Origin of the sequence: Pseudomonas sp. BF-RE-25 (assembly GCF_019956105.1) — a bacterium.
Lineage (GTDB): Bacteria > Pseudomonadota > Gammaproteobacteria > Pseudomonadales > Pseudomonadaceae > Aquipseudomonas > Aquipseudomonas migulae.
This window is the reverse complement of record NZ_JAHBDB010000026.1, coordinates 18294-44206: the sequence shown is the minus strand read 5'-3', so window position 1 is coordinate 44206 and position 25913 is coordinate 18294. Positions and strand designations below refer to the sequence as shown.

The window sequence follows — 25913 nt, the reverse complement described above, 5'->3', positions numbered from 1 at the left end:
CGAGAATGCTCGCTCAACCGAGGTGTCGACATCACCTAAATCGGGACCCGGGGGAAATGGCGCTCTCTGGCTGTAGCTCTGGATCATGTGCTCCGTAGCTTGAAAACTGAATGGATACCGACCGTGGGTGATAGAACTGCTCAAGAAACCCAGCGCGATATCCGTCTTTTCTTGATGTATCGGTACAACTGGATCCGCCCCATCAATTCACCGGTGGGTTGTCGCCAGCTCGGACCGAAGAAAAATTCAACGTCGTGCCCGGGATTGGTTGACCGCTACACAATCCGGAAACGGAGTTGCCAATACTGAAAATAGCCGCACAAAAACACAGTTGACGCGACAACCATCTTGCATAATTCCGCACTTAGGCCCACTTAATAATGCTCCCTCTCAATGTGAAACGCCTTCCCCCCTCGCTAATTGCGATGTTTATAATTTTCGCCTTTCCATCGTCGATTATTTTTCTTCATGATGAAAAACCCAATAACGACATCATTATTGACAAGCTCCCCTACACCATCAACGAGCCAGGAAACTACAAGCTTGAAAAATCGCTACATAGCGACCGCAACGGTATTGAAATCAATGCCAGCAATGTCACCATTAATCTCAATCACAATACGATCACTGGATCGACAGGCGGGGGCAATACCGGATTCGGCATTTTTTCCTTCGGCCAAAGCAACATAACCGTAAAAAACGGACTTATTCGCGGTTTCCAGTACGGCATTTACCTTTCTGGACTTTCTGACTTTGCAGAATCCTCTTCAGCGCTGGTAGGTCGAAATCACTTAGTGGACGGCATGAACATCCGCTTTAGCACCTTCCGAGGGATTCGGGTTGAGGGCGAAAACTCCGTCATCAGTAACAATATGATTTCGGACATTGGGGGCGATACCACAATTGACAATGCTTACTCCATGGGCATCGAGGCGTTTGGCAAGCAAGTTCTCGTCAAAAACAACAGCATCATGGAAGTAAGAGGCATGGGGATTCAAGATATTGGTGAGGGTGTAGGGATCTCACTCTCCCGATATGGCGAAGGCAGCATTGTAGATGGTAACCATGTGGCCAACCGAGAGTTTGAAATCAGCAGTAGCTCTCCTGCCTGGAAAACCAGATCAAGATCAACTTACGGAATATGGGTAGGTGGCGACGGTATTCACGATGTCGTTGTCAGACACAATACAATCAATAACTTCAAACAGGGAATAACGTTCAAGCGTTCTGAATCAGGCAGTCTCTTTGGGAATAGAGTCACCAACGCGTTTATCCCCTATTACCTCCCTGACAATCAAAGCAGAACAAGAGTGGCCGATCTCGGGCAGAACACCTCGGATGAACAGACCCTCGATTTGAAGCCTGGCCGAGCAACGCCTGGCCAGGTCGAAACTGTGGAGCCACCTTACCTCACCTACCTTTCACCACTGCATCGCCTTGCCTACCCCGCTTTTCTTCCGCGACCAAACCCAACCAATGGCGACGATATCATTATTGGAATTGGCGAACGGAACATGGTCGATTACTGGTCCCCGATTGACCCAAGTAAACCCGACAGCCCTGTATTCATTGACTTGGCCGCCGGTCGAGCGACGGGCAGCGGAAACGACCGCCTGATTGCCATTCAGGGCGCCCAAGGCAGCCCCTACGACGACACAATCCTGGGCAATGACAACGACAACTTGCTGGCCGGCGGAGTTGGCAACGATCGTATTGAAGGCAGAGCAGGAAATGACTATATCTATGGCGATGACGGGGACGACGAGCTTTTTGGCGGTTCAGGTGATGATGTTCTTGATGGAGGTGCTGGCAACGATATTCTGTGGGGCGGCCTGGGCGCTGACACCTTCATTTTCTGGAAAGGCAGCGGCGGCGAAAAAACCATTATCGGAGACTTTTCGGGCAGTACCGGCGAGCAAGACAAAATTGACCTTGCTGGCGTTTTAGGTACATTTGAAGAAGTACTGAGCGCATCGAAAGCAGTGGGCGACGACTTGCTGATCACGCTGAACTCTGACGACTCAATCTTGCTGCTCAATGTAACGAAAGAAACGCTCACTCCTGCTGATTTTATCTTCTGACATCAAACCGGCATAACTATCGGACGCTTACCAACAGGCACGCGTCCCATTGCACTACACGCGCCGCGCAATCACCGCGACAATCAGACCGATATTCCCCATCAACGTCTGGCGATATACCCCTGAATGTTTAAGGCCCAAAACCCTTCCAAAAAACCCATTATTTCTAGCCTCAGAAAAGCGCTCAAGTGTCTTTCTGTTTTCCGCAGTAAATTGATGACTAATCATCTGCAAAGAAATCATATTATTATCGATCCAACTGCGAAAACGCCCGCGCAACAACTCTCTTACACGCTTACTATGATTGAGGAACCCACGATTAGTACCAATACAATTCAAACTGTGCTGTCGATAGCGAACAGTTGGTTTCAAATCATAATGAATTCGACCATTACAACCACTGACAATCATATAGGCCCACCAGTCATGAGAAACAGCAGGCACGGCATCACCGGCTTCGCGAATCAAATTCATCAGTGCCTGATTGAAGACCATGGTATTTCCACCTGCAATATTCTGAACCAGTGCGTTCTGAAATGTCGCCGGCTTTGAAAATGAGGGAGAGAAGCCAATACTCGCCCCACATTCATCAATCAGCTCAGTACGCGAACAATATAACGCCGGCACAGAAGCGTCACCGTTTGCAAGCCAATCCACGGCTATCTTGAGCTTATCTTCATTCCAAACATCATCCTGATCACACCAGGCATAATAGTCGGCTTCCACATCGGCACGACAACTGACGGCCAGAAAGTTTCGAGCAAACCCCTTTCGCGGCCCCTCAGCCAACTCAATACGCTCATGCCCCCAACACTCAATATGAGCGGCAATAATGGCCCGCGTTGAGTCATTCGAACCATCGTCAGAAACAAAAACTTTAAAGTTTTGATGGGTTTGACGAGAAATGGAAGCCATTTGCTCATTGAGGAAGCGCTCGCCATTTCGTGTACATAGTAGTACGGCGACAGAAGCAGTGGCAGCCAAACCAAAACAATCCGTAGACACGCGATTAAAATCTAAAGTTTTTGAAATCCCGTTCACACTAACACTTCCTCACCACTCTAAGCTCTAAATATCAATGTCGATAGCAATAGAAATTAATGCTCCACAAAAATGGAATACTTCCGCACTACACACTTACAACACAATAGTCAAACCAGATCTAGATACAAAACACTACTAGTATCCATCAGAAAAGGCAGGCCGCTGCGTAGGCATTTTCCACATCAACTAAAGAGTTGTCTATCTTGTGCACAGAGAAAAACCCATTTTTCCTACACAGAAAATTGCCCCTACCAGTTGTCCTCCTAGACCGTTTTCTGTGCGTAATCGTTAATTTTTTCGAGCCAAAGAAAAAGCCCCAAGAGCAGAACTCTCGGGGCTTTCAGGGGAAAACCTTACACTTTTAGTCTGAGCAATTTCCTAGAACGGGATATCGTCATCAAAGCTGTCGAAATCCGGAGCCGGCTGAGGAGCGGCCTGCTGTGGAGCCGGACGCGACTGTTGCGGTGCCGACTGCTGCGGACGCGGCGCCTGCTGCTGGCGTGGAGCCGGAGCGGACTGCTGATAGTTGTTGCCCCCGCCTTGTTGGTCGCCCTGCTGTGGACGGCCGCCCAGCAGTTGCATGGTGCCTTGCATGTCGACCACGATTTCAGTGGTGTAACGCTTGATACCGTCTTTTTCCCACTCGCGGGTCTGCAGCTTGCCTTCGATGTAGACCTGCGAACCTTTACGCAGGTATTCGCCAGCGATTTCCGCCACTTTGCCGAACATCGAAACACGGTGCCATTCGGTCTTCTCGACCTTCTGCCCGGTCTGCTTGTCGGTCCACTGTTCGCTGGTCGCCAGACTCAGGTTGGTCACGGCGTTACCGTTAGGCAAGTAGCGAACTTCGGGATCCTGGCCGCAAGTGCCGACCAATATGACTTTGTTAACCCCACGGGCCATAACGTTCTCCTAGGCTACGCACGCTGCCTCGGGCGGGTTGTTCACCAGGCGCTCGAGGGTAGTGCGATCCAATAGTTCTGTGTCCAATTTGATGTAAATCGCTGCTTCATCAGCAACGATTACCGCATCTGTTACCCCTACGACGGCCTTCAGGCGCTCAACCAGACCCGCTTCGCGGATCGCCTCGGGCGACAACGGCAAGCGCAGGCTCGTGACATAAGGTGGTTCGCGCATGGTAACAGCAAAGGCCAGCCAGAGGGCAGCCAGGCCGGCGCATCCGAGGAAGACAACCGACAGACCGCCATGCTGGAACATCCAGCCGCCGAGGATCCCGCCCAGTGCCGATCCGAGGAACTGACTGGTGGAATAAACCCCCATCGCCGTGCCCTTGCCGCCCGCCGGTGAAACCTTGCTGATCAGCGATGGCAACGAAGCTTCCAGCAAGTTGAACGCGGTAAAGAACACCACCGTTCCGATCACCAGGGCCCGCAAGCTATCGCCGAACTGCCAGAAGAATAGCTCAGTGAGCATCAGCGTCAGCACTGCGCCCAATAAAACTCGTTTCATTTTGCGTTTCTTCTCGCCGTAGATAATGAACGGGATCATGGCGAAGAAGGAAATCAGCAGCGCGGTCAGGTAGACCCACCAGTGCTGCTCTTTGGGCAGCCCGGCTTTTTCGACCAGGGCCAGCGGCAATGCAACGAAGCTCGACATCAACATCGCGTGCAACACAAAAATACCCAGGTCCAGGCGCAGCAGGTCCGGGTGCTTGAGCGTCGGCATCAGTGCCTGACGCGCGACGCCGGATTCACGGTGCTGCAACGGCCCTGTGGAGCGCGGCACCATGAACATCACGATCACGATACCCACCAGCGCCATGCCACCGGTGGCGAGGAACAACCCGGAAAGGCCGAAGGCGCGAGTCAGCAAAGGCCCTACCACCATGGCGACCGCGAACGACAGACCAATCGTCATGCCGATCATGGCCATGGCTTTGGTCCGATGCTGTTCGCGGGTCAGGTCTGACAACAAAGCCATGACCGCTGCGGAAATCGCCCCGGCGCCTTGCAGGATTCGCCCGGCGATAACGCCCCAGATCGAGTCGGCGTTCGCCGCCAGCACACTGCCGAGGGCAAACACGATCAGCCCCAGGTAAATCACCGGGCGGCGTCCGATGCGGTCGGAAATGAAGCCGAACGGAATCTGAAATATCGCCTGGGTCAGGCCGTAAGCGCCAATCGCCAGCCCGATGAGGGCCGGGGTCGCTCCTGCCAGATCCATCCCATAGGTCGCCAGTACCGGCAACACCATGAACATGCCAAGCATACGGAACGCGAACACGAGGGCCAGACCGCTTGCTGCGCGGGTCTCACTGCCACTCATGCGTTCGCTGTGGGGATCGTGCATGGAAAAACCTCATGTGAACCGGCGGCGATTCTACCAGTCCCATCGATTGACAGGGTATATCGCGACGCTTTGACGCGTTCCGCTGACAGACTCTTCATGTACGACAGTAAACCACTCGTTTGATAGTGTGCATCCATCCAGTATTTGGCCGTATACTCCTACGTTTTCGACGCCCGCCGAGCGAGGCCACTTTGGACAAGATCCTGATTCGTGGGGCCCGAACCCACAACCTGAAGAACATCGACCTGACCCTGCCACGGGACAAACTGATCGTCATCACCGGCTTGTCCGGATCCGGCAAATCGTCCCTGGCGTTCGACACGCTGTACGCCGAAGGCCAGCGCCGCTATGTCGAGTCGCTGTCGGCCTATGCCCGGCAGTTTTTGTCGATGATGGAAAAGCCTGACGTCGACACCATTGAAGGTTTGTCGCCAGCCATTTCCATCGAACAGAAGTCGACCTCGCACAACCCGCGTTCGACGGTCGGCACCATCACCGAAATCTACGACTATCTGCGCCTGCTCTACGCTCGCGTCGGTATTCCGCGCTGCCCGGATCACGACATTCCGCTGGAAGCGCAGACCGTCAGCCAGATGGTCGACCTGGTCCTCGCCCAACCGGAGGGCAGCAAACTGATGCTGCTGGCGCCGGTGATCCGCGAGCGTAAAGGCGAACACCTTTCGGTCTTCGAAGAACTGCGCGCCCAGGGCTTTGTCAGGGCCCGGGTCAACGGCAGGATCTGCGAACTGGACGAACTGCCGAAGCTGGACAAGCAGAAGAAGCATTCGATTGACGTCATCGTCGACCGCTTCAAGGTCCGCGCCGATCTGCAACAGCGTCTGGCCGAATCCTTCGAAACCGCGCTGAAACTGGCGGACGGCATTGCCCTGGTCGCACCGATGGACGACGAACCCGGCGAAGAGATGATCTTCTCCGCGCGCTTCGCCTGCCCGATCTGCGGTCACGCGATCAGCGAGCTGGAACCCAAGCTGTTCTCCTTCAACAACCCGGCCGGCGCCTGCCCGACCTGCGATGGTCTGGGCGTGAAGCAATTCTTCGACATCAAGCGACTGGTCAATGGCGAACTGACTCTGGCCGAAGGTGCGATTCGCGGCTGGGACAGGCGTAACGTCTATTACTTCCAGATGCTCGGGTCGCTGGCGGCGCACTACAAGTTCAGCCTCGAAGTACCGTTCAACGAACTACCGGCCGAGCAGCAGAAATTCATCCTGCACGGCAGCGGCTCCCAGAACGTCGATTTCAAATACCTGAATGACCGTGGCGACATCGTCAAACGTTCGCACCCGTTCGAAGGCATCGTGCCAAACCTGGAACGTCGCTACCGCGAAACCGAATCGGCATCGGTGCGTGAAGAGCTGGCCAAGTTCCTCAGCACCCAGCATTGCCCGGATTGCCGTGGCACCCGCCTGCGTCGCGAGGCGCGGCATGTCTGGGTTGGCGAGAAGACGCTGCCGGCGGTAACCAATCTGCCGATTGGCGATGCATGCGAATACTTCGGCGTGCTTAAGCTGACCGGGCGTCGCGGTGAAATTGCCGACAAGATCCTCAAGGAAATCCGCGAGCGCCTGCAGTTCCTGGTCAACGTCGGCCTCGATTATCTGTCGCTGGATCGCAGTGCCGACACGCTGTCCGGTGGCGAGGCGCAGCGGATTCGTCTGGCCAGTCAGATTGGTGCCGGCCTGGTGGGCGTTCTATACATCCTCGATGAACCGTCGATTGGTCTGCACCAGCGCGACAACGACCGTTTGCTCGGCACGCTCAAGCACCTGCGCGACATCGGCAACACGGTGATCGTGGTCGAACACGATGAAGATGCCATTCGCCTGGCTGACTATGTCGTGGATATCGGCCCGGGTGCCGGCGTGCACGGGGGGCATATCGTCGCCGAAGGTACGCCAGCGGAAGTCATGGCTCACCCTGACTCGCTGACCGGCAAGTACTTGTCGGGTCGGGTGAAGATTGCCGTTCCAGCCAAACGCACGCCGCGTAACAAGAAATTGTCGCTGTCCCTCAAGGGCGCTCGCGGCAATAACTTGCGCAACGTCGATCTGGAGATTCCGATTGGCCTGCTGACCTGCGTTACCGGCGTGTCCGGTTCGGGCAAGTCGACGCTGATCAACAACACGCTGTTTCCTTTGAGCGCGACGGCACTCAACGGTGCGACGACGCTTGAGGCTGCGGCTCACGACAGCATCAAAGGGCTGGAACACCTGGACAAGGTCGTCGACATTGACCAGAGCCCGATCGGCCGCACGCCACGCTCCAACCCGGCGACGTACACCGGGCTGTTCACGCCGATTCGCGAACTGTTCGCCGGCGTGCCGGAATCCCGTTCCCGCGGTTACGGGCCGGGACGTTTCTCCTTCAACGTGAAGGGCGGACGCTGCGAAGCCTGCCAGGGCGACGGCCTGATCAAGGTTGAAATGCACTTCCTGCCGGACATCTATGTTCCGTGCGACGTCTGCAAGAGCAAGCGCTACAACCGCGAAACGCTGGAGATCAAGTACAAGGGCAAGAGCATCCACGAAACCCTCGAGATGACCATCGAGGAAGCTAGGGTGTTCTTCGACGCGGTGCCGGCACTGGCACGCAAGCTTCAGACGTTGATGGATGTCGGCCTGTCGTACATCAAGCTGGGGCAATCGGCGACCACGCTGTCTGGTGGTGAAGCGCAGCGGGTGAAGCTGTCCCGCGAGCTGTCCAAGCGCGATACCGGAAAGACGCTGTACATCCTCGATGAGCCAACCACCGGTTTGCACTTCGCGGATATTCAGCAACTGCTCGACGTGCTGCATCGACTGCGCGACCACGGCAACACCGTGGTGGTGATCGAGCACAATCTGGACGTGATCAAGACCGCTGACTGGTTGGTAGATCTGGGGCCGGAAGGTGGTTCCAAAGGCGGGCAGATTATCGCCGTCGGTACGCCGGAAGAAGTCTCCGAGATGAAGCAGTCTCACACCGGTTTCTATCTCAAACCGCTGCTGGCTCGCGACAAGGCCTGAATCAGGCCCACGAAAAAGCCCCTGTCACTTTGTCGGTGACAGGGGCTTTTTTGTTGACACTGTAGGAGCACAGCTTGCTGGCGATGGCGATATCAAGGAAGCCTTCGCCAGCAAGCTGTGCTCCTACGGTTCAATGTCAGGCGTGAGATTGCAGGTAATTTTCCAGACCGATCAACTTGATCAGACCCAACTGCTTCTCGAGCCAGTAGGTGTGGTCTTCTTCAGTATCGTTCAGTTGAATGCGCAGCATCTCGCGGCTGACGTAGTCTTTGTGCTGCTCGCAGAGTTCGATGCCCTTGCAGAGTGCGGCGCGGACTTTGTATTCCAGTCGCAGGTCGGCAGCGAGCATGTCAGGAACCGTGGTGCCGACATCAAGATCGTCCGGACGCATGCGTGGCGTGCCTTCGAGCATCAGAATTCGGCGCATCAGCGCATCGGCGTGCCCTGCTTCCTCTTCCATCTCGTGGTTGATTCGTTCGTAGAGCTTGGTGAATCCCCAGTCCTCATACATCCGCGAGTGAACGAAATATTGATCACGCGCGGCCAGTTCGCCGGTCAGCAACGTGTTGAGGTAATCGATTACGTCTGGGTGGCCTTGCATCGCCCTACATCTCCCTGCTTGAAAGTCTGTAGTTTGAACCACAGCGACTGTTTGGTCACTTGGTTTGCGCGATAAAAGCGAAGATATTCTGAGAAAAGTAGTTTAAATAGCGCAAAAACCACCCTAATGAGGGCGGTTCTGCTTCTCGTTTAGACTTCGTTAATCTGTACGTTGAGCGCCTTTGCGATTGCGTCTCCATAAGCCGGGTCGGCCTTGAAGAAATGCTGCAATTGGCGATCCACTACATCAGCGGAGACCCCTGCCATCGCGCCCGCAATATTGTTGGTCAGCAGGTTTTTCTGCTCATCACTCATCAAACGGAACAAGGCACCTGCATGGCTGTAGTAGTCCGTGTCTTCGCGATGATCGTAACGATCAGCCGCACCGCTCAATGCCAAAGCAGGCTCAGCATAACGAGGCGCCTGTTTTGGCGACTCTACGTAACTGTTCGGCTCGTAGTTCGGCGCTGCACCGCCATTGCTGCCAAACGCCATGGAGCCATCACGCTGGTAGCTGTTGACCGGACTGCGCGGCGCATTCACCGGCAGTTGCTGATGGTTGGTACCAACACGGTAGCGGTGCGCATCGGCGTAAGCGAACACTCTCCCTTGCAGCATGCGGTCTGGTGACAGGCCGACACCCGGCACCATATTGCTCGGACCGAACGCCGCTTGTTCAACTTCAGCGAAGTAGTTCTGCGGATTACGGTTGAGCTCGAGCTCACCCACTTCGATCAGTGGGAACTCTTTCTGCGACCAGGTCTTGGTCACATCGAAAGGGTTCTCGTAGTGCGCCGCAGCCTGGGCCTCGGTCATGATCTGAATGCACACACGCCATTTTGGAAAGTCGCCACGCTCAATCGCTTCGAACAAATCGCGCTGAGCGTAATCCGGATCGGTGCCCGCCAGGCGAGCAGCTTCTGCCGGTGCCAGGTTCTTGATCCCTTGCTGGGTCTTGTAATGCCACTTCACCCAGTGACGCTCGCCGCTGGCACTGATCAGGCTGTAAGTGTGGCTGCCGAAGCCGTGCATGTGACGGTAGCCGTCAGGTATGCCACGGTCCGAAAACAGGATGGTGACCTGGTGCAGCGCCTCAGGTGAGTGCGACCAGAAGTCCCACATCATCTGCGCACTTTTCAGGTTGCTTTGCGGCAGGCGTTTTTGGGTGTGGATAAAGTCCGGAAACTTGAGCGGATCACGAATGAAAAACACAGGGGTGTTGTTGCCAACGATGTCCCAGTTACCTTCTTCGGTATAGAACTTCAGAGCAAAGCCACGTGGGTCGCGTTCCGTGTCAGCCGAGCCGCGCTCACCGCCCACGGTGGAAAACCGCAGAAACGTTGGGGTCTGCTTACCGACGGATTCGAACAGCTTGGCGCTGGTGTATTCAGTGATGTCGCGCGTCACGGTGAACGTACCGCAAGCACCCGAACCCTTGGCGTGTACGCGGCGCTCAGGAATGTTTTCACGGTTGAAGTGGGCAAGCTTCTCGATCAGGTGGAAGTCGTCGAGCAGCAATGGGCCACGAGGGCCGGCGGAGCGGGAATTCTGGTTGTCGGCGACAGGAGCGCCACTGGCGGTGGTAAGTATTTTATTTTGGCTCATGCGATCTCTTCCTCTGTCAGTCTTGAACTGCCGGCTAATCGGCTGAGAGGGAGTATTGATCACCAACGTTACACCTACAAATTCATTAACTTGTAAGCGTCGATAGAAAATTACTAACGACGGCTCCACTTTTCAAACGCCCACAAAAAACCGGGCACTAGGCCCGGTTCTTCGTTTCAGACTGACGTCTTACTCAGCGGATACAGCTTCACCGCCGGTAGCACGATCAACCAACTCGACGTACGCCATAGGCGCGTTGTCGCCAGTGCGGAAGCCGCACTTGAGGATGCGCAGGTAGCCACCCTCACGGGTAGCGTAACGCTTGCCCAGGTCGTTGAAGAGCTTACCAACGATAGCTTTCGAACGAGTACGGTCGAAAGCCAGACGGCGGTTAGCCAGGCTGTCTGTCTTGGCCAAAGTGATCAGCGGCTCAGCAACGCGACGCAGTTCTTTAGCTTTCGGCAGTGTAGTTTTGATCAGCTCGTGCTCGAACAGCGACACTGCCATGTTTTGAAACATGGCCTTGCGGTGCGAGCTAGTGCGGCTCAGGTGACGACCACTTTTACGATGACGCATGGTTCATTCCTTACCAAACACGACGTTCGGTGATTACGACGATCAGGCAGTCGCCTTGTCGTCCTTCTTAAGACTTGCAGGCGGCCAGTTGTCGAGGCGCATGCCGAGGGACAGACCGCGGGAGGCCAGAACGTCCTTGATTTCAGTCAAGGATTTCTTGCCAAGGTTCGGAGTCTTCAACAGCTCTACTTCGGTACGCTGAATCAGGTCACCGATGTAGTAGATGTTTTCCGCCTTAAGGCAGTTAGCCGAACGTACAGTCAGTTCCAGATCGTCAACCGGGCGAAGCAGGATCGGATCGATCTCGTCTTCCTGCTCGACAACCACTGGCTCACTGTCACCTTTGAGGTCGACGAACGCAGCCAACTGCTGTTGCAGAATGGTTGCAGCGCGACGGATAGCCTCTTCAGGATCCAGAGTACCGTTGGTTTCCAGATCAATAACCAGCTTGTCCAGGTTAGTACGCTGCTCGACACGGGCGTTTTCCACCACGTATGCGATACGGCGAACCGGGCTGAACGAAGAGTCAAGCTGCAAGCGACCGATGCTGCGGCTTTCGTCTTCATCGCTCTGACGCGAGTCTGCCGGTTCATAACCACGACCACGAGCTACGGTGAGCTTCATGTTCAGGGCGCCGTTAGACGCCAGGTTAGCGATTACGTGATCGGGGTTAACGATCTCGACATCATGATCCAGCTGAATATCGGCAGCGGTAACCACCCCCGAACCCTTCTTCGACAAGGTCAGCGTAACTTCGTCACGACCGTGCAGCTTGATAGCCAGACCTTTAAGGTTCAACAGGATTTCAATTACGTCTTCCTGTACGCCTTCGATTGCGCTGTACTCATGGAGTACACCGTCAATCTCGGCCTCGACTACTGCACAGCCGGGCATTGAGGACAACAGGATGCGGCGCAGCGCGTTGCCCAGGGTGTGGCCGAAACCACGCTCGAGAGGCTCGAGAGTGATCTTGGCGCGGGTTGGACTGACAACCTGCACATCAATATGGCGGGGTGTCAGGAACTCATTTACCGAAATCTGCATGGATGCACCTATTTTCTAGCCCTTACTTGGAGTAGAGCTCGACAATCAGGCTTTCGTTGATGTCGGCGGACAGATCACTGCGAGCTGGAACGTTCTTGAAAACGCCCGACTTCTTCTCAGTGTCTACTTCTACCCATTCTACGCGGCCACGTTGGGCACACAGATCGAGAGCTTGGACAATGCGAAGTTGGTTCTTTGCTTTCTCGCGAATCGCGACCACGTCACCAGCACGAACCTGGTAAGACGGTACGTTTACGGTCTGACCGTTAACGCTGACGGATTTGTGCGATACCAGCTGACGGGATTCGGCACGAGTAGAGCCAAAACCCATACGGTATACAACGTTGTCCAGACGGCATTCGAGCAGTTGCAGCAGGTTTTCACCGGTTGCACCTTTCTTGCCAGCAGCTTCTTTGTAGTAGCCGCTGAATTGACGCTCGAGAACGCCGTAGATACGACGGACCTTCTGCTTTTCACGCAGTTGGGTGCCGTAATCGGACTGGCGACCGCGGCGTTGGCCGTGGATACCAGGTGCTGCTTCAATGTTGCACTTCGATTCGATCGCGCGCACGCCGCTCTTCAGAAAGAGATCGGTGCCTTCGCGACGAGCGAGTTTGCATTTTGGACCAATGTAACGAGCCATTCTTTACAATCTCCTGGATTACACGCGGCGCTTCTTCGGCGGACGGCACCCGTTGTGCGGGATTGGCGTCACGTCGGTGATGCTGGCGATCTTGTAGCCACAGCCGTTCAAAGCGCGGACTGCAGATTCACGACCTGGGCCTGGACCTTTGACGTTAACGTCGAGGTTTTTCAGACCGTATTCCAGCGCAGCTTGACCAGCACGTTCAGCAGCTACTTGAGCAGCAAACGGGGTGGACTTGCGGGAACCGCGGAAACCCGAACCACCGGAGGTAGCCCAGGAAAGAGCGTTGCCTTGACGGTCGGTGATGGTCACGATTGTGTTGTTAAAAGAAGCATGGATGTGGGCGATGCCATCAACCACTGTCTTTTTAACTTTTTTACGAGGACGAGCAGCAGGTTTAGCCATGATTAATTTCCTGTCGATTCGCTGGGGCGATTACTTGCGGATCGGCTTACGCGGACCTTTACGGGTACGCGCGTTAGTCTTGGTACGCTGACCGCGTACTGGAAGACCACGACGATGACGCAGACCGCGATAGCAACCGAGGTCCATCAAACGCTTGATTTTCATGTTGATTTCGCGACGCAGGTCACCTTCAGTGGTGAACTTCGCCACTTCGCCACGCAGCTGTTCAATCTGCTCGTCGCTCAGATCCTTGATCTTTGCGGCTGGGTTTACCCCAGTCACTGCACAGATCTTCTGTGCAGTAGTGCGACCAACACCATAGATGTAGGTCAGCGAGATAACAGTATGCTTGTTATCTGGAATGTTAACGCCTGCAATACGGGCCATTCAGTGGGACTCCAATTGACAGCTACCTACGCCCCGGAAGCCAAGAAATAGGGCGCGAGATAATATCGCTGTAATAACAAATAATCAACCCGGTAGCGCACTAGCTACCGGGCTTGAAGCACAATCACACTCAGCCTTGGCGCTGTTTGTGACGCGGTTCCGCGCTGCAAATTACTCGAACAACACCTTCGCGGCGAATAATCTTGCAGTTACGGCACAGCTTTTTCACCGATGCACGAACTTTCATCACCAACTCCTCGAACCTTATGGGTACTCAGCGCAACATGCCGCTGCCGTAACCCTTCAGGTTGGCTTTCTTCATCAGGGATTCGTACTGGTGCGAAACGAGGTGCGATTGTACTTGGGACATGAAGTCCATCACAACCACGACGACGATCAGCAACGAGGTCCCGCCAAGGTAGAACGGTACGTTTGCCGCAACCACCAGGAACTGGGGAAGCAGACACACGGCCGTCATGTAAAGAGCACCGAACATGGTCAAGCGAGTCAGAACGCCATCAATGTAGCGCGCAGACTGCTCACCTGGACGGATGCCCGGAATAAAGGCACCGGACTTCTTCAGGTTTTCCGCTACGTCTTTCGGATTGAACATCAACGCCGTATAGAAGAAGCAGAAGAAAATAATCCCTGCACTAAACAGCAGAATATTCAACGGCTGACCAGGAGCGATCGACTGCGAGATGTCCTGCAACCAGCCCATACCTTCAGACTGGCCGAACCAGGCACCCAACGAAGCCGGGAACAGCAAAATGCTGCTCGCGAAAATGGCCGGAATAACACCGGCCATGTTCACCTTCAGCGGCAAGTGGCTAGTCTGCGCAGCGAAGACCTTACGGCCCTGCTGACGCTTGGCGTAGTGAACAGCAATACGACGCTGACCACGCTCAATGAACACCACGAAACCGATAATCGCTACTGCCAGCAAACCGATGGCAACCAGGGCGAAGATGTTGATATCACCCTGACGTGCAGACTCGAAAGACTGCCCGATCGCTCTCGGAAGACCGGCGACGATACCCGAAAAAATCAACATCGAGATACCGTTGCCAACACCACGCTCAGTAATCTGCTCACCCAGCCACATCATGAACATCGCACCAGCCACAAACGTGGATACCGCGACGAAATGGAAGCCAAAGTCACCAGTGAACGCAACGCCCTGCCCTGCCAGACCAATGGACATGCCAATTGCCTGAACAAGAGCGAGGACGACAGTGCCGTAGCGGGTGTACTGGCTGATCTTGCGACGGCCAGCTTCACCTTCCTTCTTCAACTGCTCCAGCTGCGGGCTGACGGCGGTCATCAGCTGCATGATGATCGATGCCGAAATGTACGGCATGATCCCCAATGCAAAGATGCTCATCCGCTCCAGCGCGCCGCCGGAAAACATGTTGAACAAGCTAAGAATGGTCCCCTCATTCTGTCGAAACAGGTCCGCGAGTCGGTCCGGGTTGATACCTGGAACCGGGATGTGTGCGCCTATTCGGTAGACGATAATCGCCAGGAACAGAAAACGCAGACGAGCCCAGAGTTCAGACATACCGCCTTTGCCGAGCGCAGAGAGAGCACCTTGCTTAGCCATTTATTCCTCGAACTTGCCGCCAGCTGCTTCGATAGCCGCACGCGCACCTTTGGTGGCGCCGATTCCCTTTCCGATGGTAACAGCGCGAGTCACTTCACCGGACAGCATGATTTTCACACGCTGTACGTTGACGTTGATCACGTTGGCATCTTTCAAGGACTGCACGGTGACGATGTCGCCTTCCACTTTAGCCAGCTCGGACAAACGCACTTCTGCGCGATCCATGGCTTTCAGGGAAACGAAACCGAACTTCGGCAGGCGACGATGCAGCGGCTGTTGACCGCCTTCAAAGCCTGGAGCAATGGTGCCACCGGAGCGGGAGGACTGACCTTTGTGGCCACGGCCACCGGTCTTACCCAAACCACTACCGATACCACGGCCCGGACGATGCTTTTCGCGACGGGAACCCGGCGCTGGACTCAGATCATTGAGTTTCATCGATTAACCCTCGACACGCAGCATGTAGTAAGCCTTGTTGATCATCCCGCGATTCTCGGGAGTATCAAGTACTTCTACAGTGTGACCGATGCGACGCAGACCCAGACCCTTAACGCACAGTTTGTGGTTAGGGATGCGGCCGGTCATGCTTTTGATCAGCGTAACTTTAACGGTAGCCATGATCAGAAGATCTCCTTGACGCTTTTGCCACGCTTGGCGGCAATGGATTCAGGAGACTGCATAGCTTTCAAACCTTTAAAAGTGGCGTGAACCACGTTTACCGGGTTAGTCGAGCCGTAGCACTTGGCCAGAACGTTCTGAACGCCAGCAACTTCGAGGACAGCACGCATAGCGCCGCCAGCGATGATACCGGTACCTTCAGAAGCAGGCTGCATGTACACCTTCGAAGCGCCGTGACCGGACTTCATTGCGTACTGCAGAGTGGTGCCGTTCAGGTCAACTTGGATCATGTTGCGGCGAGCAGCTTCCATTGCCTTCTGGATCGCAGCAGGCACTTCACGTGACTTGCCACGGCCGAAGCCAACACGCCCTTTACCATCACCAACCACGGTCAACGCGGTGAAAGTGAAGATACGGCCGCCTTTAACGGTTTTGGCTACGCGGTTAACTTGAACCAGCTTCTCGATGTAGCCTTCGTCGCGCTTTTGGTCGTTATTTGACATAACTTAGAACTCCAGCCCAGCTTCACGAGCAGCATCAGCCAGCGCCTTGACGCGGCCGTGGTACTTGAAGCCAGAGCGGTCGAAAGCCACCTGCGAGACGCCAGCGGCTTTAGCACGCGTAGCGACCAGCTGGCCAACCTTAGTGGCCGCGTCGATGTTGCCAGTGGCGCCATCACGCAGTTCTTTATCCAAAGTCGAGGCAGATGCCAGGACTTTGTTGCCGTCGGCCGAAATGACCTGGGCGTAGATGTGCTGCGACGAGCGGAACACGCAGAGACGCACGACTTCGAGTTCGTGCATTTTCAGGCGTGCTTTGCGAGCGCGACGCAGTCGAGTAACTTTTTTGTCGGTCATTTGCTATGCCCTACTTCTTCTTGGCTTCTTTACGACGGACGACTTCGTCCGCGTAGCGCACACCTTTGCCTTTGTACGGCTCTGGTGGACGGAAGTCGCGGATCTCGGCGGCCACTTGACCTACCAGCTGCTTATCGATGCCCTTGATCAGGATATCGGTCTGGCTAGGAGTCTCAGCGGTGATGCCTTCCGGCAGTTCATAATCCACTGGGTGCGAGAAGCCAAGAGCCAGGTTCAGCACTGTGCCTTTTGCTTGCGCTTTGTAACCAACACCGACCAGCTGGAGCTTACGCTCGAAGCCTTGGCTTACGCCTTGGACCATGTTGTTTACCAACGCACGAGTGGTACCAGCCATTGCGCGAGTTTGTTGATCGCCATTGCGAGCAGCGAAACGCAGCTCACCAGCTTCTTCAACGATCTCAACGGACGAATGGATGTTCAGTTCGAGAGTGCCCTTGGCACCCTTCACCGAAAGCTGTTGGCCTGCGAATTTGACTTCGACGCCGGCTGGCAGCTTAACGGGGTTCTTAGCGACGCGTGACATGCTTATCCCCCCTTAGAACACAGTGCAAAGAACTTCGCCGCCGACACCGGCAGCGCGCGCAGCACGATCCGTCATCACACCTTTGTTGGTGGAGACGATAGACACACCGAGACCGCCACGAACTTTTGGCAGATCATCGACGGACTTGTACTGACGCAGGCCTGGACGGCTAACGCGCTTCACTTCCTCGATGACCGGACGGCCTTCGAAGTACTTCAGCTCGATGGACAGCAGTGGCTTGATTTCGCTGCTGATCTGATAACCCGCAATGTAACCTTCGTCCTTCAGGACTTTGGCAACAGCTACCTTCAAAGTAGAAGATGGCATGCTTACGACGGACTTTTCAGCCATCTGGGCATTACGGATTCGAGTTAGCATGTCCGCTAACGGGTCCTGCATACTCATGGGCTAGACGCTCCTAATACACAAAAAATTAGCCTTGCGGCTACTACGTGTCGCCGAGGACATCCGTGCAAAAAAAGCACGGGCTCAGGCGAGCCGGGTATTCTAGACACACCCCACAAATGAATCAAGCCCCAAAAGGGGCTTGATTCAAGTTCAAGGTCACCGGCGGTCAGGATCTTGCGAACCTGGACGCCGAGACTTTGATAGTGATTACCAGCTGGCTTTAACCAGACCAGGTACGTCACCACGCATTGCAGCTTCACGCAGTTTGTTACGGCCGAGGCCGAACTTGCGGTAAACGCCGTGTGGACGACCGGTCAGGCGGCAGCGGTTACGCATGCGCGAAGCGCTTGCGTCACGTGGCTGCTTTTGCAGAGCTACTGTAGCTTCCCAACGCGCTTCTGGACTTGCGTTCAGATCAACGATGATTGCTTTCAGTGCTGCACGCTTTTTGGCGTACTTGGCAACCGTGAGCTGACGCTTCAGCTCGCGGTTTTTCATGCTCATCTTGGCCATTTTCCTACTCCAATCAGTTGCGGAACGGGAATTTGAAAGCACGCAACAGGGCGCGACCTTCATCATCGTTCTTGGCAGTGGTGGTCAGGGTAATGTCCAGACCGCGGAGAGCATCGATCTTGTCGTAGTCGATTTCCGGGAAGATGATCTGCTCTTTAACGCCCATGCTGTAGTTACCACGACCATCGAAGGACTTGGCATTCAGGCCGCGGAAGTCGCGAACCCGAGGCAGGGAGATCGACAGCAGACGATCCAGGAACTCGTACATACGCTCACGGCGCAGGGTCACTTTGACGCCGATCGGCCAACCTTCACGGACTTTAAAGCCAGCGATGGATTTCCGAGCGTAAGTCACAACGACTTTCTGGCCGGTGATCTTTTCCAGGTCAGCAACAGCGTGCTCGATGACTTTTTTGTCACCGACTGCTTCGCCCAGACCCATGTTCAGGGTGATTTTGGTAACGCGTGGAACTTCCATCACGTTCGAAAGCTTAAGTTCTTCCTTAAGCTTCGGTGCGATTTCTTTCCAGTAAATCTCTTTTAGTCGTGCCATGGTCTCATCTACCTAGCAGTGTTCAAGCATCAACCGCTTTTTGGGTCGACTTGAAGACACGAATTTTCTTGCCGTCTTCTACTTTGAAACCAACGCGATCAGCCTTGTTGGTTTCGCCGTTGAAAATGGCTACGTTAGAAGCGTCCAGTGGAGCTTCTTTCTCGACGATACCGCCTTGTACGCCCGACATCGGGTTAGGCTTGGTATGACGCTTGACCAGGTTCAGACCACCGATAACCAGACGGTTATTAGCGAGAACCTTAAGCACCTTACCGCGCTTACCTTTGTCTTTGCCGGCGATCACGATGATCTCGTCGTCACGACGAATCTTTTGCATGTCGGATCTCCTTACAGCACTTCTGGGGCGAGCGAGACGATCTTCATGAACTTCTCAGTACGAAGTTCACGGGTCACTGGCCCAAAGATACGGGTGCCGATCGGCTCTTGCTTGTTGTTCAGAAGAACAGCAGCGTTGCCATCAAAGCGGATAATGGAGCCATCAGCACGACGTACGCCGTGACGAGTGCGGACTACAACAGCAGTCATCACTTGGCCTTTTTTCACTTTACCGCGAGGAATTGCTTCCTTCACGGTAACTTTGATGATGTCACCGATACCAGCGTAACGACGATGGGAGCCACCCAGCACCTTGATGCACATAACACGGCGAGCGCCAGAGTTATCGGCCACATCGAGCATGGATTGAGTCTGAATCATATAATTTCTCCGACCCCTAGTCCTTAGACTTCCACAGCGCGTTCGAGAACATCAACCAGCGCCCAAGACTTGGTCTTGGCCAAAGGACGAGTTTCACGAATAGTGACTTTGTCGCCGATGTGGCACTGATTGGTTTCGTCGTGCGCGTGCAGCTTAGTCGAACGCTTAACGTATTTACCGTAGATCGGGTGCTTAACGCGACGCTCGATCAGAACGGTGATGGTCTTGTCCATTTTGTCGCTGACAACACGGCCAGTCAGCGTACGGACGGTTTTTTCGGCTTCAGCCATGATTACTTACCTGCCTGCTGTTTGAGCACAGTCTTCACGCGAGCGATGTCACGCTTAACTTGCCGGAGCAGGTGAGACTGCCCCAACTGGCCAGTTGCTTTCTGCATGCGCAGATTGAACTGGTCGCGCAGCAGGCCGAGCAGTTGCTCGTTAAGCTGCGGCGCGTCTTTTTCACGAAGTTCGTTCGCTTTCATCACATCACCGTCCGTTTAACAAAGGCGGTGGCGAGCGGCAGCTTTGCAGCAGCCAGGGCAAAAGCCTCACGCGCCAGCTCTTCAGAAACACCCTCGATTTCATACAGGACTTTGCCTGGCTGAATCTGGGCAACCCAGTACTCCACACTACCCTTACCTTTACCCATCCGAACTTCGAGTGGCTTTTTGGAAATAGGCTTGTCCGGGAATACACGGATCCAGATCTTGCCGCCACGTTTAACGTGACGGGTCAGAGCACGACGCGCTGACTCGATCTGACGAGCGGTGAGACGACCACGAGCTACAGACTTCAGCGCGAACTCGCCGAAGCTGACTTTGCTACCGCGCAATGCCAGGCCACGGTTGTGACCAGTCATTTGCTTGCGGAACTTCGTACGCTTTGGTTGCAACATTTGGCGTACCCCTTACTTAGCAGCTTTTTTACGAGGCGCTGGTGCTTGTGGTTTCAGTTCTTCTTGGCGACCACCAATTACTTCGCCTTTGAAGATCCAAACCTTTACACCGATCACACCGTAAGTGGTGTGAGCTTCGTAGTTGGCATAGTCGATGTCGGCACGCAGGGTGTGCAGTGGCACACGACCTTCGCGATACCATTCAGTACGTGCGATTTCAGCACCGCCGAGACGACCGCTCACTTGGATTTTGATGCCTTTGGCACCAATGCGCATGGCGTTCTGTACAGCGCGCTTCATAGCGCGACGGAACATTACGCGACGCTCCAGCTGCTGAGCTACGCTCTGCGCAACCAACATACCGTCGAGTTCCGGCTTGCGGATTTCTTCGATATTGATGTGCACAGGCACACCCATTTGTTTGGTCAGGTCCTGACGCAGTTTCTCAACATCCTCACCTTTCTTCCCGATAACGATACCTGGGCGAGCGGTGTGGATGGTGATACGTGCAGTTTGGGCCGGACGATGGATATCGATACGGCTTACGGACGCGCTTTTTAGTTTGTCTTGGAGATACTCACGCACCTTCAGATCAGCGAACAAATAGTCCGCATAAGTCCGACCGTCTGCGTACCAGACGGAGGTGTGCTCCTTGACGATTCCCAGGCGAATGCCAATGGGATGTACTTTCTGACCCATCTCTTCGACTCCGTTACTTGTCAGCAACCTTGACAGTGATATGGCAAGACCGCTTGACGATGCGATCAGCACGGCCTTTGGCACGTGGCATGATGCGCTTCAGCGAACGCCCTTCGTTGACGAAAACGGTGCTGACCTTAAGGTCATCAACGTCTGCGCCTTCGTTATGCTCGGCGTTGGCTACGGCCGACTCCAGCACTTTCTTCATGATCTCGGCGGCTTTCTTACTGCTGAAAGCCAACAAGTTGAGCGCTTCGCCCACCTTCTTCCCGCGGATCTGGTCGGCGACCAAGCGGGCTTTCTGGGCGGAGATTCGAGCGCCCGACAACTTAGCGGCTACTTCCATTTCCTAACCCCTTAACGCTTGGCTTTCTTGTCAGCCACGTGCCCACGATAAGTGCGGGTACCGGCGAACTCGCCCAGTTTGTGGCCGACCATGTCTTCGTTCACGAGAACTGGAACATGTTGACGACCGTTGTGTACTGCGATGGTCAGACCGACCATTTGTGGCAGGATCATCGAACGGCGCGACCAGGTTTTAACTGGTTTGCGATCGTTCTTTTCCGCCGCCACTTCGATCTTCTTCAGTAGGTGAAGATCGATAAAAGGACCTTTTTTCAGAGAACGTGGCACTGTCGTATCCCTCTATTTACTTGCGACGACGGACGATCATTTTGTCGGTACGCTTATTACCACGAGTCTTCGCGCCCTTAGTCGGGAAGCCCCATGGCGATACCGGATGACGACCACCAGAGGTACGACCTTCACCACCACCATGTGGGTGGTCAACCGGGTTCATGGCAACACCACGAACGGTTGGGCGAACGCCACGCCAGCGTTTGGCACCAGCTTTACCCAGCGAACGCAGGCTGTGCTCGGAGTTCGAGACTTCGCCCAGGGTCGCGCGGCATTCAGCCAGCACTTTACGCATCTCACCAGAACGCAGACGCAGGGTCACATAGACACCTTCACGAGCGATCAGCTGAGCCGAAGCACCAGCGGAACGAGCGATTTGCGCGCCTTTACCTGGCTTCAATTCGATGCCGTGTACGGTACTACCAACTGGAATGCTGCGCAGTTGCAACTGGTTGCCCGGCTTGATCGGAGCCAAAGCACCCGAAATCAGCTGGTCACCAGCGTTCACGCCTTTAGGGGCGATGATGTAACGGCGTTCGCCGTCTGCGTACAACATAAGAGCAATGTGAGCAGTACGGTTTGGATCGTATTCGATACGCTCGACAGTGGCTGGAATGCCATCTTTGTCATTGCGACGGAAATCGACCAGACGATAATGCTGCTTATGGCCACCACCGATGTGACGAGTGGTAATACGACCATTGTTGTTACGACCACCAGACTTCGATTTCTTCTCGAGCAGCGGTGCGTGAGGAGCGCCTTTATGCAGCTCCTGGTTGACCACCTTGACCACATGACGGCGGCCAGGGGAAGTCGGTTTGCATTTAACGATTGCCATGATGCACCCCTTCCTTACTCAGCACTGCTGCTGAAATCGAGATCTTGGCCTGGCTGAAGGGAGATAACTGCCTTCTTCCAGTCATTACGCTTGCCCAGACCGCGAGCAGTACGCTTGCTCTTACCCAGAACATTCAGGGTAGTAACACGCTCTACTTTCACGCTGAACAGGCTTTCGACGGCCTTCTTGATTTCCAGCTTGGTTGCATCAGTAGCAACCTTGAAAACGAACTGACCTTTCTTGTCTGCCAGAACCGTAGCCTTCTCGGAAACGTGCGGGCCAAGCAGAACTTTAAATACGCGTTCCTGGTTCATCCCAGCAGCTCCTCGAATTTCTTCACGGCCGACACGGTGATCAACACCTTGTCGTATGCGATCAGACTAACTGGATCGGAACCTTGCACATCACGTACATCTACGTGCGGCAGGTTGCGAGCAGCCAGGTACAGGTTCTGATCAACAGCGTCCGACACGATCAGAACGTCGGTCAGGCTCATGTTGTTCAGCTTGCCCAGCAGGTCTTTGGTTTTCGGAGTTTCAACTGCGAAATCCTGAACCACGACCAGACGATCAGTACGCACCAGCTCAGCAAGGATGGAACGCATTGCTGCGCGATACATCTTCTTGTTCAGCTTCTGGGAGTGATCCTGAGGACGAGCTGCGAAAGTGGTACCGCCGCCACGCCAGATTGGGCTACGGATAGTACCGGCACGAGCACGGCCAGTACCTTTCTGACGCCATGGGCGCTTACCGCCACCACGAACGTCGGAACGGGTCTTTTGCTGCTTGCTACCTTGACGGCCGCCGGCCATGTAGGCCACGACTGCTTGGTGAACCAGCGTCTCGTTGAATTCGCCGCCAAATGTCAGTTCGGAAACTTCGATCGCTTGAGCGTCATTTACATTTAATTGCATGTCAGCTTCCCCTTAACCGCGAGCCTTGGCTGCTGGACGTACAACCAAGTTGCCGCCAGTAGCGCCAGGAACAGCGCCCTTGACCAACAACAGATTGCGTTCAGCGTCCACGCGCACTACTTCGAGGGACTGCACGGTCACGCGCTCAGCGCCCATATGACCGGACATTTTTTTGCCCTTGAATACACGACCAGGAGTCTGGCACTGGCCGATAGAGCCTGGAACGCGGTGGGACACGGAGTTACCGTGGGTATTATCTTGCCCGCGGAAGTTCCAACGCTTGATCGTACCCTGGAAGCCTTTACCTTTGGACTGACCGGTTACATCAACCAGTTGACCAGCGGCGAAGATTTCAGCGTTGATCAGATCGCCGGCCTGGTACTCGCCTTCTTCAAGACGGAATTCCATTACGGTACGACCAGCGGCAACGTTCGCTTTAGCGAAGTGGCCAGCCTGAGCAGCTGTAACACGCGAAGCACGACGCTCGCCTACAGTGACTTGCACTGCACGATAGCCATCGGTCTCTTCAGTTTTGAACTGGGTGACGCGATTCGGCTCGATCTCAATGACCGTGACCGGAATGGAGACACCTTCTTCGGTGAAAATACGGGTCATACCGCATTTACGACCGACTACACCAATAGTCATGTTGTAAACCTCATGAGTGTACGGGGCTTTCACCCGCTATGGCCGCCCATTTCAGAGCGTTACACGACTAAGACCGAGTCTTAGCCGAGGCTGATCTGCACTTCCACACCGGCCGCAAGATCAAGCTTCATAAGAGCATCAACGGTTTTATCCGTTGGCTGGACGATGTCCAGAACGCGCTTATGAGTACGGATCTCGTACTGGTCACGCGCGTCTTTGTTGACGTGCGGGGAGACCAGAACGGTGAACCGCTCTTTACGGGTAGGCAGTGGAATTGGACCACGCACTTGAGCACCAGTACGTTTCGCGGTTTCCACGATTTCCTGGGTGGATTGGTCGATCAGGCGATGGTCAAAAGCCTTCAACCTGATACGGATTTGCTGATTTTGCATTGGATTTCAGACTCCGGCTGCTATTCCCACCGGGCGCAATACGCCCGTTAAAAGGAGGCGCAATTCTATAGACGCCCCAGATAGGTGTCAACCCAATAAAAAAGCCCCCGCTAAGCGGGGGCTTTTTCAACTCATCAAAGCTTACTCAAAAAGAGCTTACTCGATGATTTTGGCTACGACGCCAGCGCCGACGGTACGACCGCCTTCACGGATAGCGAAACGCAGACCGTCTTCCATTGCGATGGTTTTGATCAGGGTAACAGTCATCTGAATGTTGTCACCTGGCATTACCATTTCAACGCCTTCTGGCAGCTCGCAGTTACCAGTCACGTCAGTAGTACGGAAGTAGAACTGTGGACGGTAGCCTTTGAAGAACGGAGTATGACGACCGCCTTCTTCCTTGCTCAGAACGTAAACTTCTGCGGTGAACTTGGTGTGCGGCTTAACCGAACCCGGCTTAACCAGAACCTGGCCACGCTCAACGTCGTCACGCTTGGTACCACGCAGCAGAACGCCGCAGTTCTCGCCAGCACGACCTTCGTCGAGCAGCTTGCGGAACATTTCAACACCGGTGCAGGTGGTGACGGTGGTGTCACGCAGACCAACGATTTCCAGTGGATCCTGAACGCGAACGATACCGCGCTCGATACGACCAGTCACAACAGTACCACGACCCGAGATCGAGAATACGTCTTCGATTGGCATCAGGAACGGCTTGTCGGTCAGACGAACTGGCTCTGGGATGTAGCTGTCCAGAGTTTCAACCAGTTTACGAACGGCAGTGGTGCCCATTTCGTTTTCGTCGTTGCCTTCCAGAGCCATACGAGCAGAACCGATGATGATCGGAGTGTCGTCACCTGGGAAGTCGTAAGTGCTGAGCAGGTCGCGAACTTCCATCTCAACCAGTTCCAGCAGCTCTGCGTCGTCTACCAGGTCAGCCTTGTTCAGGAAAACCACGATGTACGGAACGCCTACCTGACGGGACAGCAGGATGTGCTCACGGGTTTGTGGCATCGGACCATCAGCGGCCGAGCAAACCAGGATAGCGCCGTCCATCTGAGCAGCACCGGTGATCATGTTCTTCACATAGTCAGCGTGACCTGGGCAGTCAACGTGAGCGTAGTGACGGATCAGCGAGTTGTATTCAACGTGCGCGGTGTTGATGGTGATACCACGAGCTTTCTCTTCTGGTGCGCTGTCGATCTTGTCGAAGTCAACACGAGCCGAACCGAAAACTTCGGAGCAGACGCGAGTCAGAGCAGCAGTCAGAGTGGTTTTACCGTGGTCAACGTGACCGATGGTGCCAACGTTGACGTGCGGAAGGGAACGATCAAATTTTTCTTTAGCCACGAC

Annotated in this window: 36 protein-coding genes and 1 pseudogene; 3 read left to right on the top strand and 34 right to left on the bottom strand. The window is 54.7% G+C overall.

Going from position 1 to position 25913, the window contains the following annotated elements; translation table 11 throughout:
• Positions 1-78: 78 nt before the first annotated feature.
• Both KGB24_RS13870 and KGB24_RS13865 read left to right on the top strand, forming a co-directional pair.
• Positions 79-272, top strand: a pseudogene (locus KGB24_RS13870) (IS3 family transposase); the annotation flags it as partial.
• Positions 273-380: 108 nt separating this feature from the next.
• A complete protein-coding gene (locus tag KGB24_RS13865) occupies positions 381-2081 on the top strand; it encodes a calcium-binding protein (protein ID WP_008030910.1) in 1701 nt (566 codons plus the stop codon).
• 54 nt (positions 2082-2135) lie between these two features.
• Here KGB24_RS13865 and KGB24_RS13860 read toward each other — a convergent pair whose 3' ends face one another.
• The 3 genes from KGB24_RS13860 to KGB24_RS13850 form a co-directional block, all read right to left on the bottom strand.
• Positions 2136-3122 carry a glycosyltransferase family 2 protein gene (locus tag KGB24_RS13860; RefSeq protein ID WP_223415620.1) on the bottom strand — a complete coding sequence of 329 codons (987 nt, stop codon included), beginning with the start codon at positions 3120-3122 and terminating at the stop codon, positions 2136-2138.
• A 381-nt stretch (positions 3123-3503) separates the two neighbouring features.
• Complete coding sequence (locus tag KGB24_RS13855; protein WP_008041307.1) at positions 3504-4028, bottom strand: single-stranded DNA-binding protein; 525 nt, start codon at positions 4026-4028, stop codon at positions 3504-3506.
• Between the two features lie 9 nt (positions 4029-4037).
• On the bottom strand, positions 4038-5435 hold the full coding sequence (locus tag KGB24_RS13850; protein ID WP_008030907.1) for an MFS transporter: 1398 nt from the start codon (positions 5433-5435) through the stop codon (positions 4038-4040).
• Positions 5436-5626: 191 nt separating this feature from the next.
• On the opposite strand from KGB24_RS13850, the gene uvrA reads away from it, so the two are divergent.
• The gene (uvrA, locus tag KGB24_RS13845; RefSeq protein WP_008030906.1) at positions 5627-8461 is read left to right on the top strand and encodes an excinuclease ABC subunit UvrA; all 2835 of its coding nucleotides are present in this window, start codon (positions 5627-5629) and stop codon (positions 8459-8461) included.
• A gap of 136 nt (positions 8462-8597) precedes the next feature.
• Here uvrA and bfr read toward each other — a convergent pair whose 3' ends face one another.
• From bfr to tuf, 31 genes are all read right to left on the bottom strand, one after another.
• Positions 8598-9062, bottom strand: coding sequence for a bacterioferritin (gene bfr, locus KGB24_RS13840; RefSeq protein WP_223415619.1), 465 nt, complete (start codon positions 9060-9062; stop codon positions 8598-8600).
• 149 nt (positions 9063-9211) lie between these two features.
• Positions 9212-10666 carry a catalase gene (locus KGB24_RS13835; protein ID WP_223415618.1) on the bottom strand — a complete coding sequence of 485 codons (1455 nt, stop codon included), beginning with the start codon at positions 10664-10666 and terminating at the stop codon, positions 9212-9214.
• Between the two features lie 189 nt (positions 10667-10855).
• Positions 10856-11242 (bottom strand): 50S ribosomal protein L17, encoded by a 387-nt coding sequence (gene rplQ, locus KGB24_RS13830; protein ID WP_007943777.1) that lies wholly within the window; start codon positions 11240-11242, stop codon positions 10856-10858.
• A 42-nt stretch (positions 11243-11284) separates the two neighbouring features.
• On the bottom strand, positions 11285-12286 hold the full coding sequence (locus KGB24_RS13825; protein WP_003186012.1) for a DNA-directed RNA polymerase subunit alpha: 1002 nt from the start codon (positions 12284-12286) through the stop codon (positions 11285-11287).
• 22 nt (positions 12287-12308) lie between these two features.
• Positions 12309-12929: a 30S ribosomal protein S4 gene (gene rpsD / locus KGB24_RS13820; protein ID WP_003210056.1), complete on the bottom strand. Its 621-nt coding sequence runs from the start codon at positions 12927-12929 to the stop codon at positions 12309-12311.
• An 18-nt stretch (positions 12930-12947) separates the two neighbouring features.
• Positions 12948-13337, bottom strand: coding sequence for a 30S ribosomal protein S11 (gene rpsK, locus KGB24_RS13815; RefSeq protein WP_002555466.1), 390 nt, complete (start codon positions 13335-13337; stop codon positions 12948-12950).
• Positions 13338-13367: 30 nt separating this feature from the next.
• Positions 13368-13724 carry a 30S ribosomal protein S13 gene (rpsM, locus tag KGB24_RS13810; protein ID WP_003186020.1) on the bottom strand — a complete coding sequence of 119 codons (357 nt, stop codon included), beginning with the start codon at positions 13722-13724 and terminating at the stop codon, positions 13368-13370.
• Between the two features lie 130 nt (positions 13725-13854).
• Positions 13855-13971, bottom strand: a complete 117-nt coding sequence (gene rpmJ, locus KGB24_RS13805) for a 50S ribosomal protein L36 (RefSeq protein WP_002555468.1) — start codon at positions 13969-13971, stop codon at positions 13855-13857.
• 27 nt (positions 13972-13998) lie between these two features.
• Positions 13999-15327, bottom strand: coding sequence for a preprotein translocase subunit SecY (secY, locus tag KGB24_RS13800; protein ID WP_003228718.1), 1329 nt, complete (start codon positions 15325-15327; stop codon positions 13999-14001).
• Positions 15328-15765, bottom strand: coding sequence for a 50S ribosomal protein L15 (gene rplO, locus KGB24_RS13795; protein WP_007896782.1), 438 nt, complete (start codon positions 15763-15765; stop codon positions 15328-15330).
• A gap of 3 nt (positions 15766-15768) precedes the next feature.
• Positions 15769-15945: a 50S ribosomal protein L30 gene (gene rpmD, locus KGB24_RS13790; protein WP_003186033.1), complete on the bottom strand. Its 177-nt coding sequence runs from the start codon at positions 15943-15945 to the stop codon at positions 15769-15771.
• Between the two features lie 2 nt (positions 15946-15947).
• Positions 15948-16448, bottom strand: a complete 501-nt coding sequence (gene rpsE / locus KGB24_RS13785; protein ID WP_007943782.1) for a 30S ribosomal protein S5 — start codon at positions 16446-16448, stop codon at positions 15948-15950.
• A 3-nt stretch (positions 16449-16451) separates the two neighbouring features.
• Positions 16452-16802, bottom strand: coding sequence for a 50S ribosomal protein L18 (gene rplR, locus KGB24_RS13780; protein ID WP_003186037.1), 351 nt, complete (start codon positions 16800-16802; stop codon positions 16452-16454).
• A 10-nt stretch (positions 16803-16812) separates the two neighbouring features.
• Positions 16813-17346, bottom strand: coding sequence for a 50S ribosomal protein L6 (gene rplF / locus KGB24_RS13775; RefSeq protein WP_003176412.1), 534 nt, complete (start codon positions 17344-17346; stop codon positions 16813-16815).
• Positions 17347-17358: 12 nt separating this feature from the next.
• Positions 17359-17751 (bottom strand): 30S ribosomal protein S8, encoded by a 393-nt coding sequence (gene rpsH / locus KGB24_RS13770; RefSeq protein ID WP_003186040.1) that lies wholly within the window; start codon positions 17749-17751, stop codon positions 17359-17361.
• A 210-nt stretch (positions 17752-17961) separates the two neighbouring features.
• Positions 17962-18267: a 30S ribosomal protein S14 gene (gene rpsN, locus KGB24_RS13765; protein WP_003176414.1), complete on the bottom strand. Its 306-nt coding sequence runs from the start codon at positions 18265-18267 to the stop codon at positions 17962-17964.
• Between the two features lie 13 nt (positions 18268-18280).
• Entirely contained in the window at positions 18281-18820 is a 540-nt protein-coding gene (gene rplE / locus KGB24_RS13760; RefSeq protein ID WP_003176415.1) for a 50S ribosomal protein L5, read from the bottom strand.
• A gap of 22 nt (positions 18821-18842) precedes the next feature.
• The gene (gene rplX, locus KGB24_RS13755; RefSeq protein WP_003176416.1) at positions 18843-19157 is read right to left on the bottom strand and encodes a 50S ribosomal protein L24; all 315 of its coding nucleotides are present in this window, start codon (positions 19155-19157) and stop codon (positions 18843-18845) included.
• 11 nt (positions 19158-19168) lie between these two features.
• A complete protein-coding gene (rplN, locus tag KGB24_RS13750; RefSeq protein WP_002555479.1) occupies positions 19169-19537 on the bottom strand; it encodes a 50S ribosomal protein L14 in 369 nt (122 codons plus the stop codon).
• 23 nt (positions 19538-19560) lie between these two features.
• Positions 19561-19827, bottom strand: a complete 267-nt coding sequence (gene rpsQ, locus KGB24_RS13745) for a 30S ribosomal protein S17 (RefSeq protein ID WP_003176419.1) — start codon at positions 19825-19827, stop codon at positions 19561-19563.
• Positions 19828-19829: 2 nt separating this feature from the next.
• Positions 19830-20021 carry a 50S ribosomal protein L29 gene (gene rpmC / locus KGB24_RS13740; RefSeq protein WP_008030901.1) on the bottom strand — a complete coding sequence of 64 codons (192 nt, stop codon included), beginning with the start codon at positions 20019-20021 and terminating at the stop codon, positions 19830-19832.
• Positions 20021-20434, bottom strand: coding sequence for a 50S ribosomal protein L16 (rplP, locus tag KGB24_RS13735; protein WP_008030899.1), 414 nt, complete (start codon positions 20432-20434; stop codon positions 20021-20023). Before rplP ends, rpmC begins: the two co-directional genes overlap by 1 nt.
• Before the next feature lie 12 nt (positions 20435-20446).
• A complete protein-coding gene (gene rpsC, locus KGB24_RS13730; RefSeq protein ID WP_003176422.1) occupies positions 20447-21133 on the bottom strand; it encodes a 30S ribosomal protein S3 in 687 nt (228 codons plus the stop codon).
• Between the two features lie 13 nt (positions 21134-21146).
• Positions 21147-21479: a 50S ribosomal protein L22 gene (rplV, locus tag KGB24_RS13725; RefSeq protein WP_003103908.1), complete on the bottom strand. Its 333-nt coding sequence runs from the start codon at positions 21477-21479 to the stop codon at positions 21147-21149.
• 11 nt (positions 21480-21490) lie between these two features.
• Entirely contained in the window at positions 21491-21766 is a 276-nt protein-coding gene (rpsS, locus tag KGB24_RS13720; RefSeq protein ID WP_002555486.1) for a 30S ribosomal protein S19, read from the bottom strand.
• A gap of 16 nt (positions 21767-21782) precedes the next feature.
• Complete coding sequence (gene rplB / locus KGB24_RS13715) at positions 21783-22607, bottom strand: 50S ribosomal protein L2 (RefSeq protein ID WP_008030897.1); 825 nt, start codon at positions 22605-22607, stop codon at positions 21783-21785.
• A gap of 14 nt (positions 22608-22621) precedes the next feature.
• Positions 22622-22921, bottom strand: coding sequence for a 50S ribosomal protein L23 (rplW, locus tag KGB24_RS13710; RefSeq protein ID WP_002555488.1), 300 nt, complete (start codon positions 22919-22921; stop codon positions 22622-22624).
• On the bottom strand, positions 22918-23520 hold the full coding sequence (rplD, locus tag KGB24_RS13705; RefSeq protein ID WP_003228735.1) for a 50S ribosomal protein L4: 603 nt from the start codon (positions 23518-23520) through the stop codon (positions 22918-22920). The genes rplW and rplD overlap by 4 nt, the downstream gene beginning before the upstream one ends.
• A 12-nt stretch (positions 23521-23532) precedes the next feature.
• Entirely contained in the window at positions 23533-24168 is a 636-nt protein-coding gene (gene rplC / locus KGB24_RS13700; RefSeq protein ID WP_003186059.1) for a 50S ribosomal protein L3, read from the bottom strand.
• A gap of 80 nt (positions 24169-24248) precedes the next feature.
• Positions 24249-24560, bottom strand: a complete 312-nt coding sequence (rpsJ, locus tag KGB24_RS13695; RefSeq protein ID WP_003186070.1) for a 30S ribosomal protein S10 — start codon at positions 24558-24560, stop codon at positions 24249-24251.
• Between the two features lie 156 nt (positions 24561-24716).
• Positions 24717-25910 carry an elongation factor Tu gene (tuf, locus tag KGB24_RS13690; protein ID WP_008030895.1) on the bottom strand — a complete coding sequence of 398 codons (1194 nt, stop codon included), beginning with the start codon at positions 25908-25910 and terminating at the stop codon, positions 24717-24719.
• Positions 25911-25913: the final 3 nt, after the last annotated feature.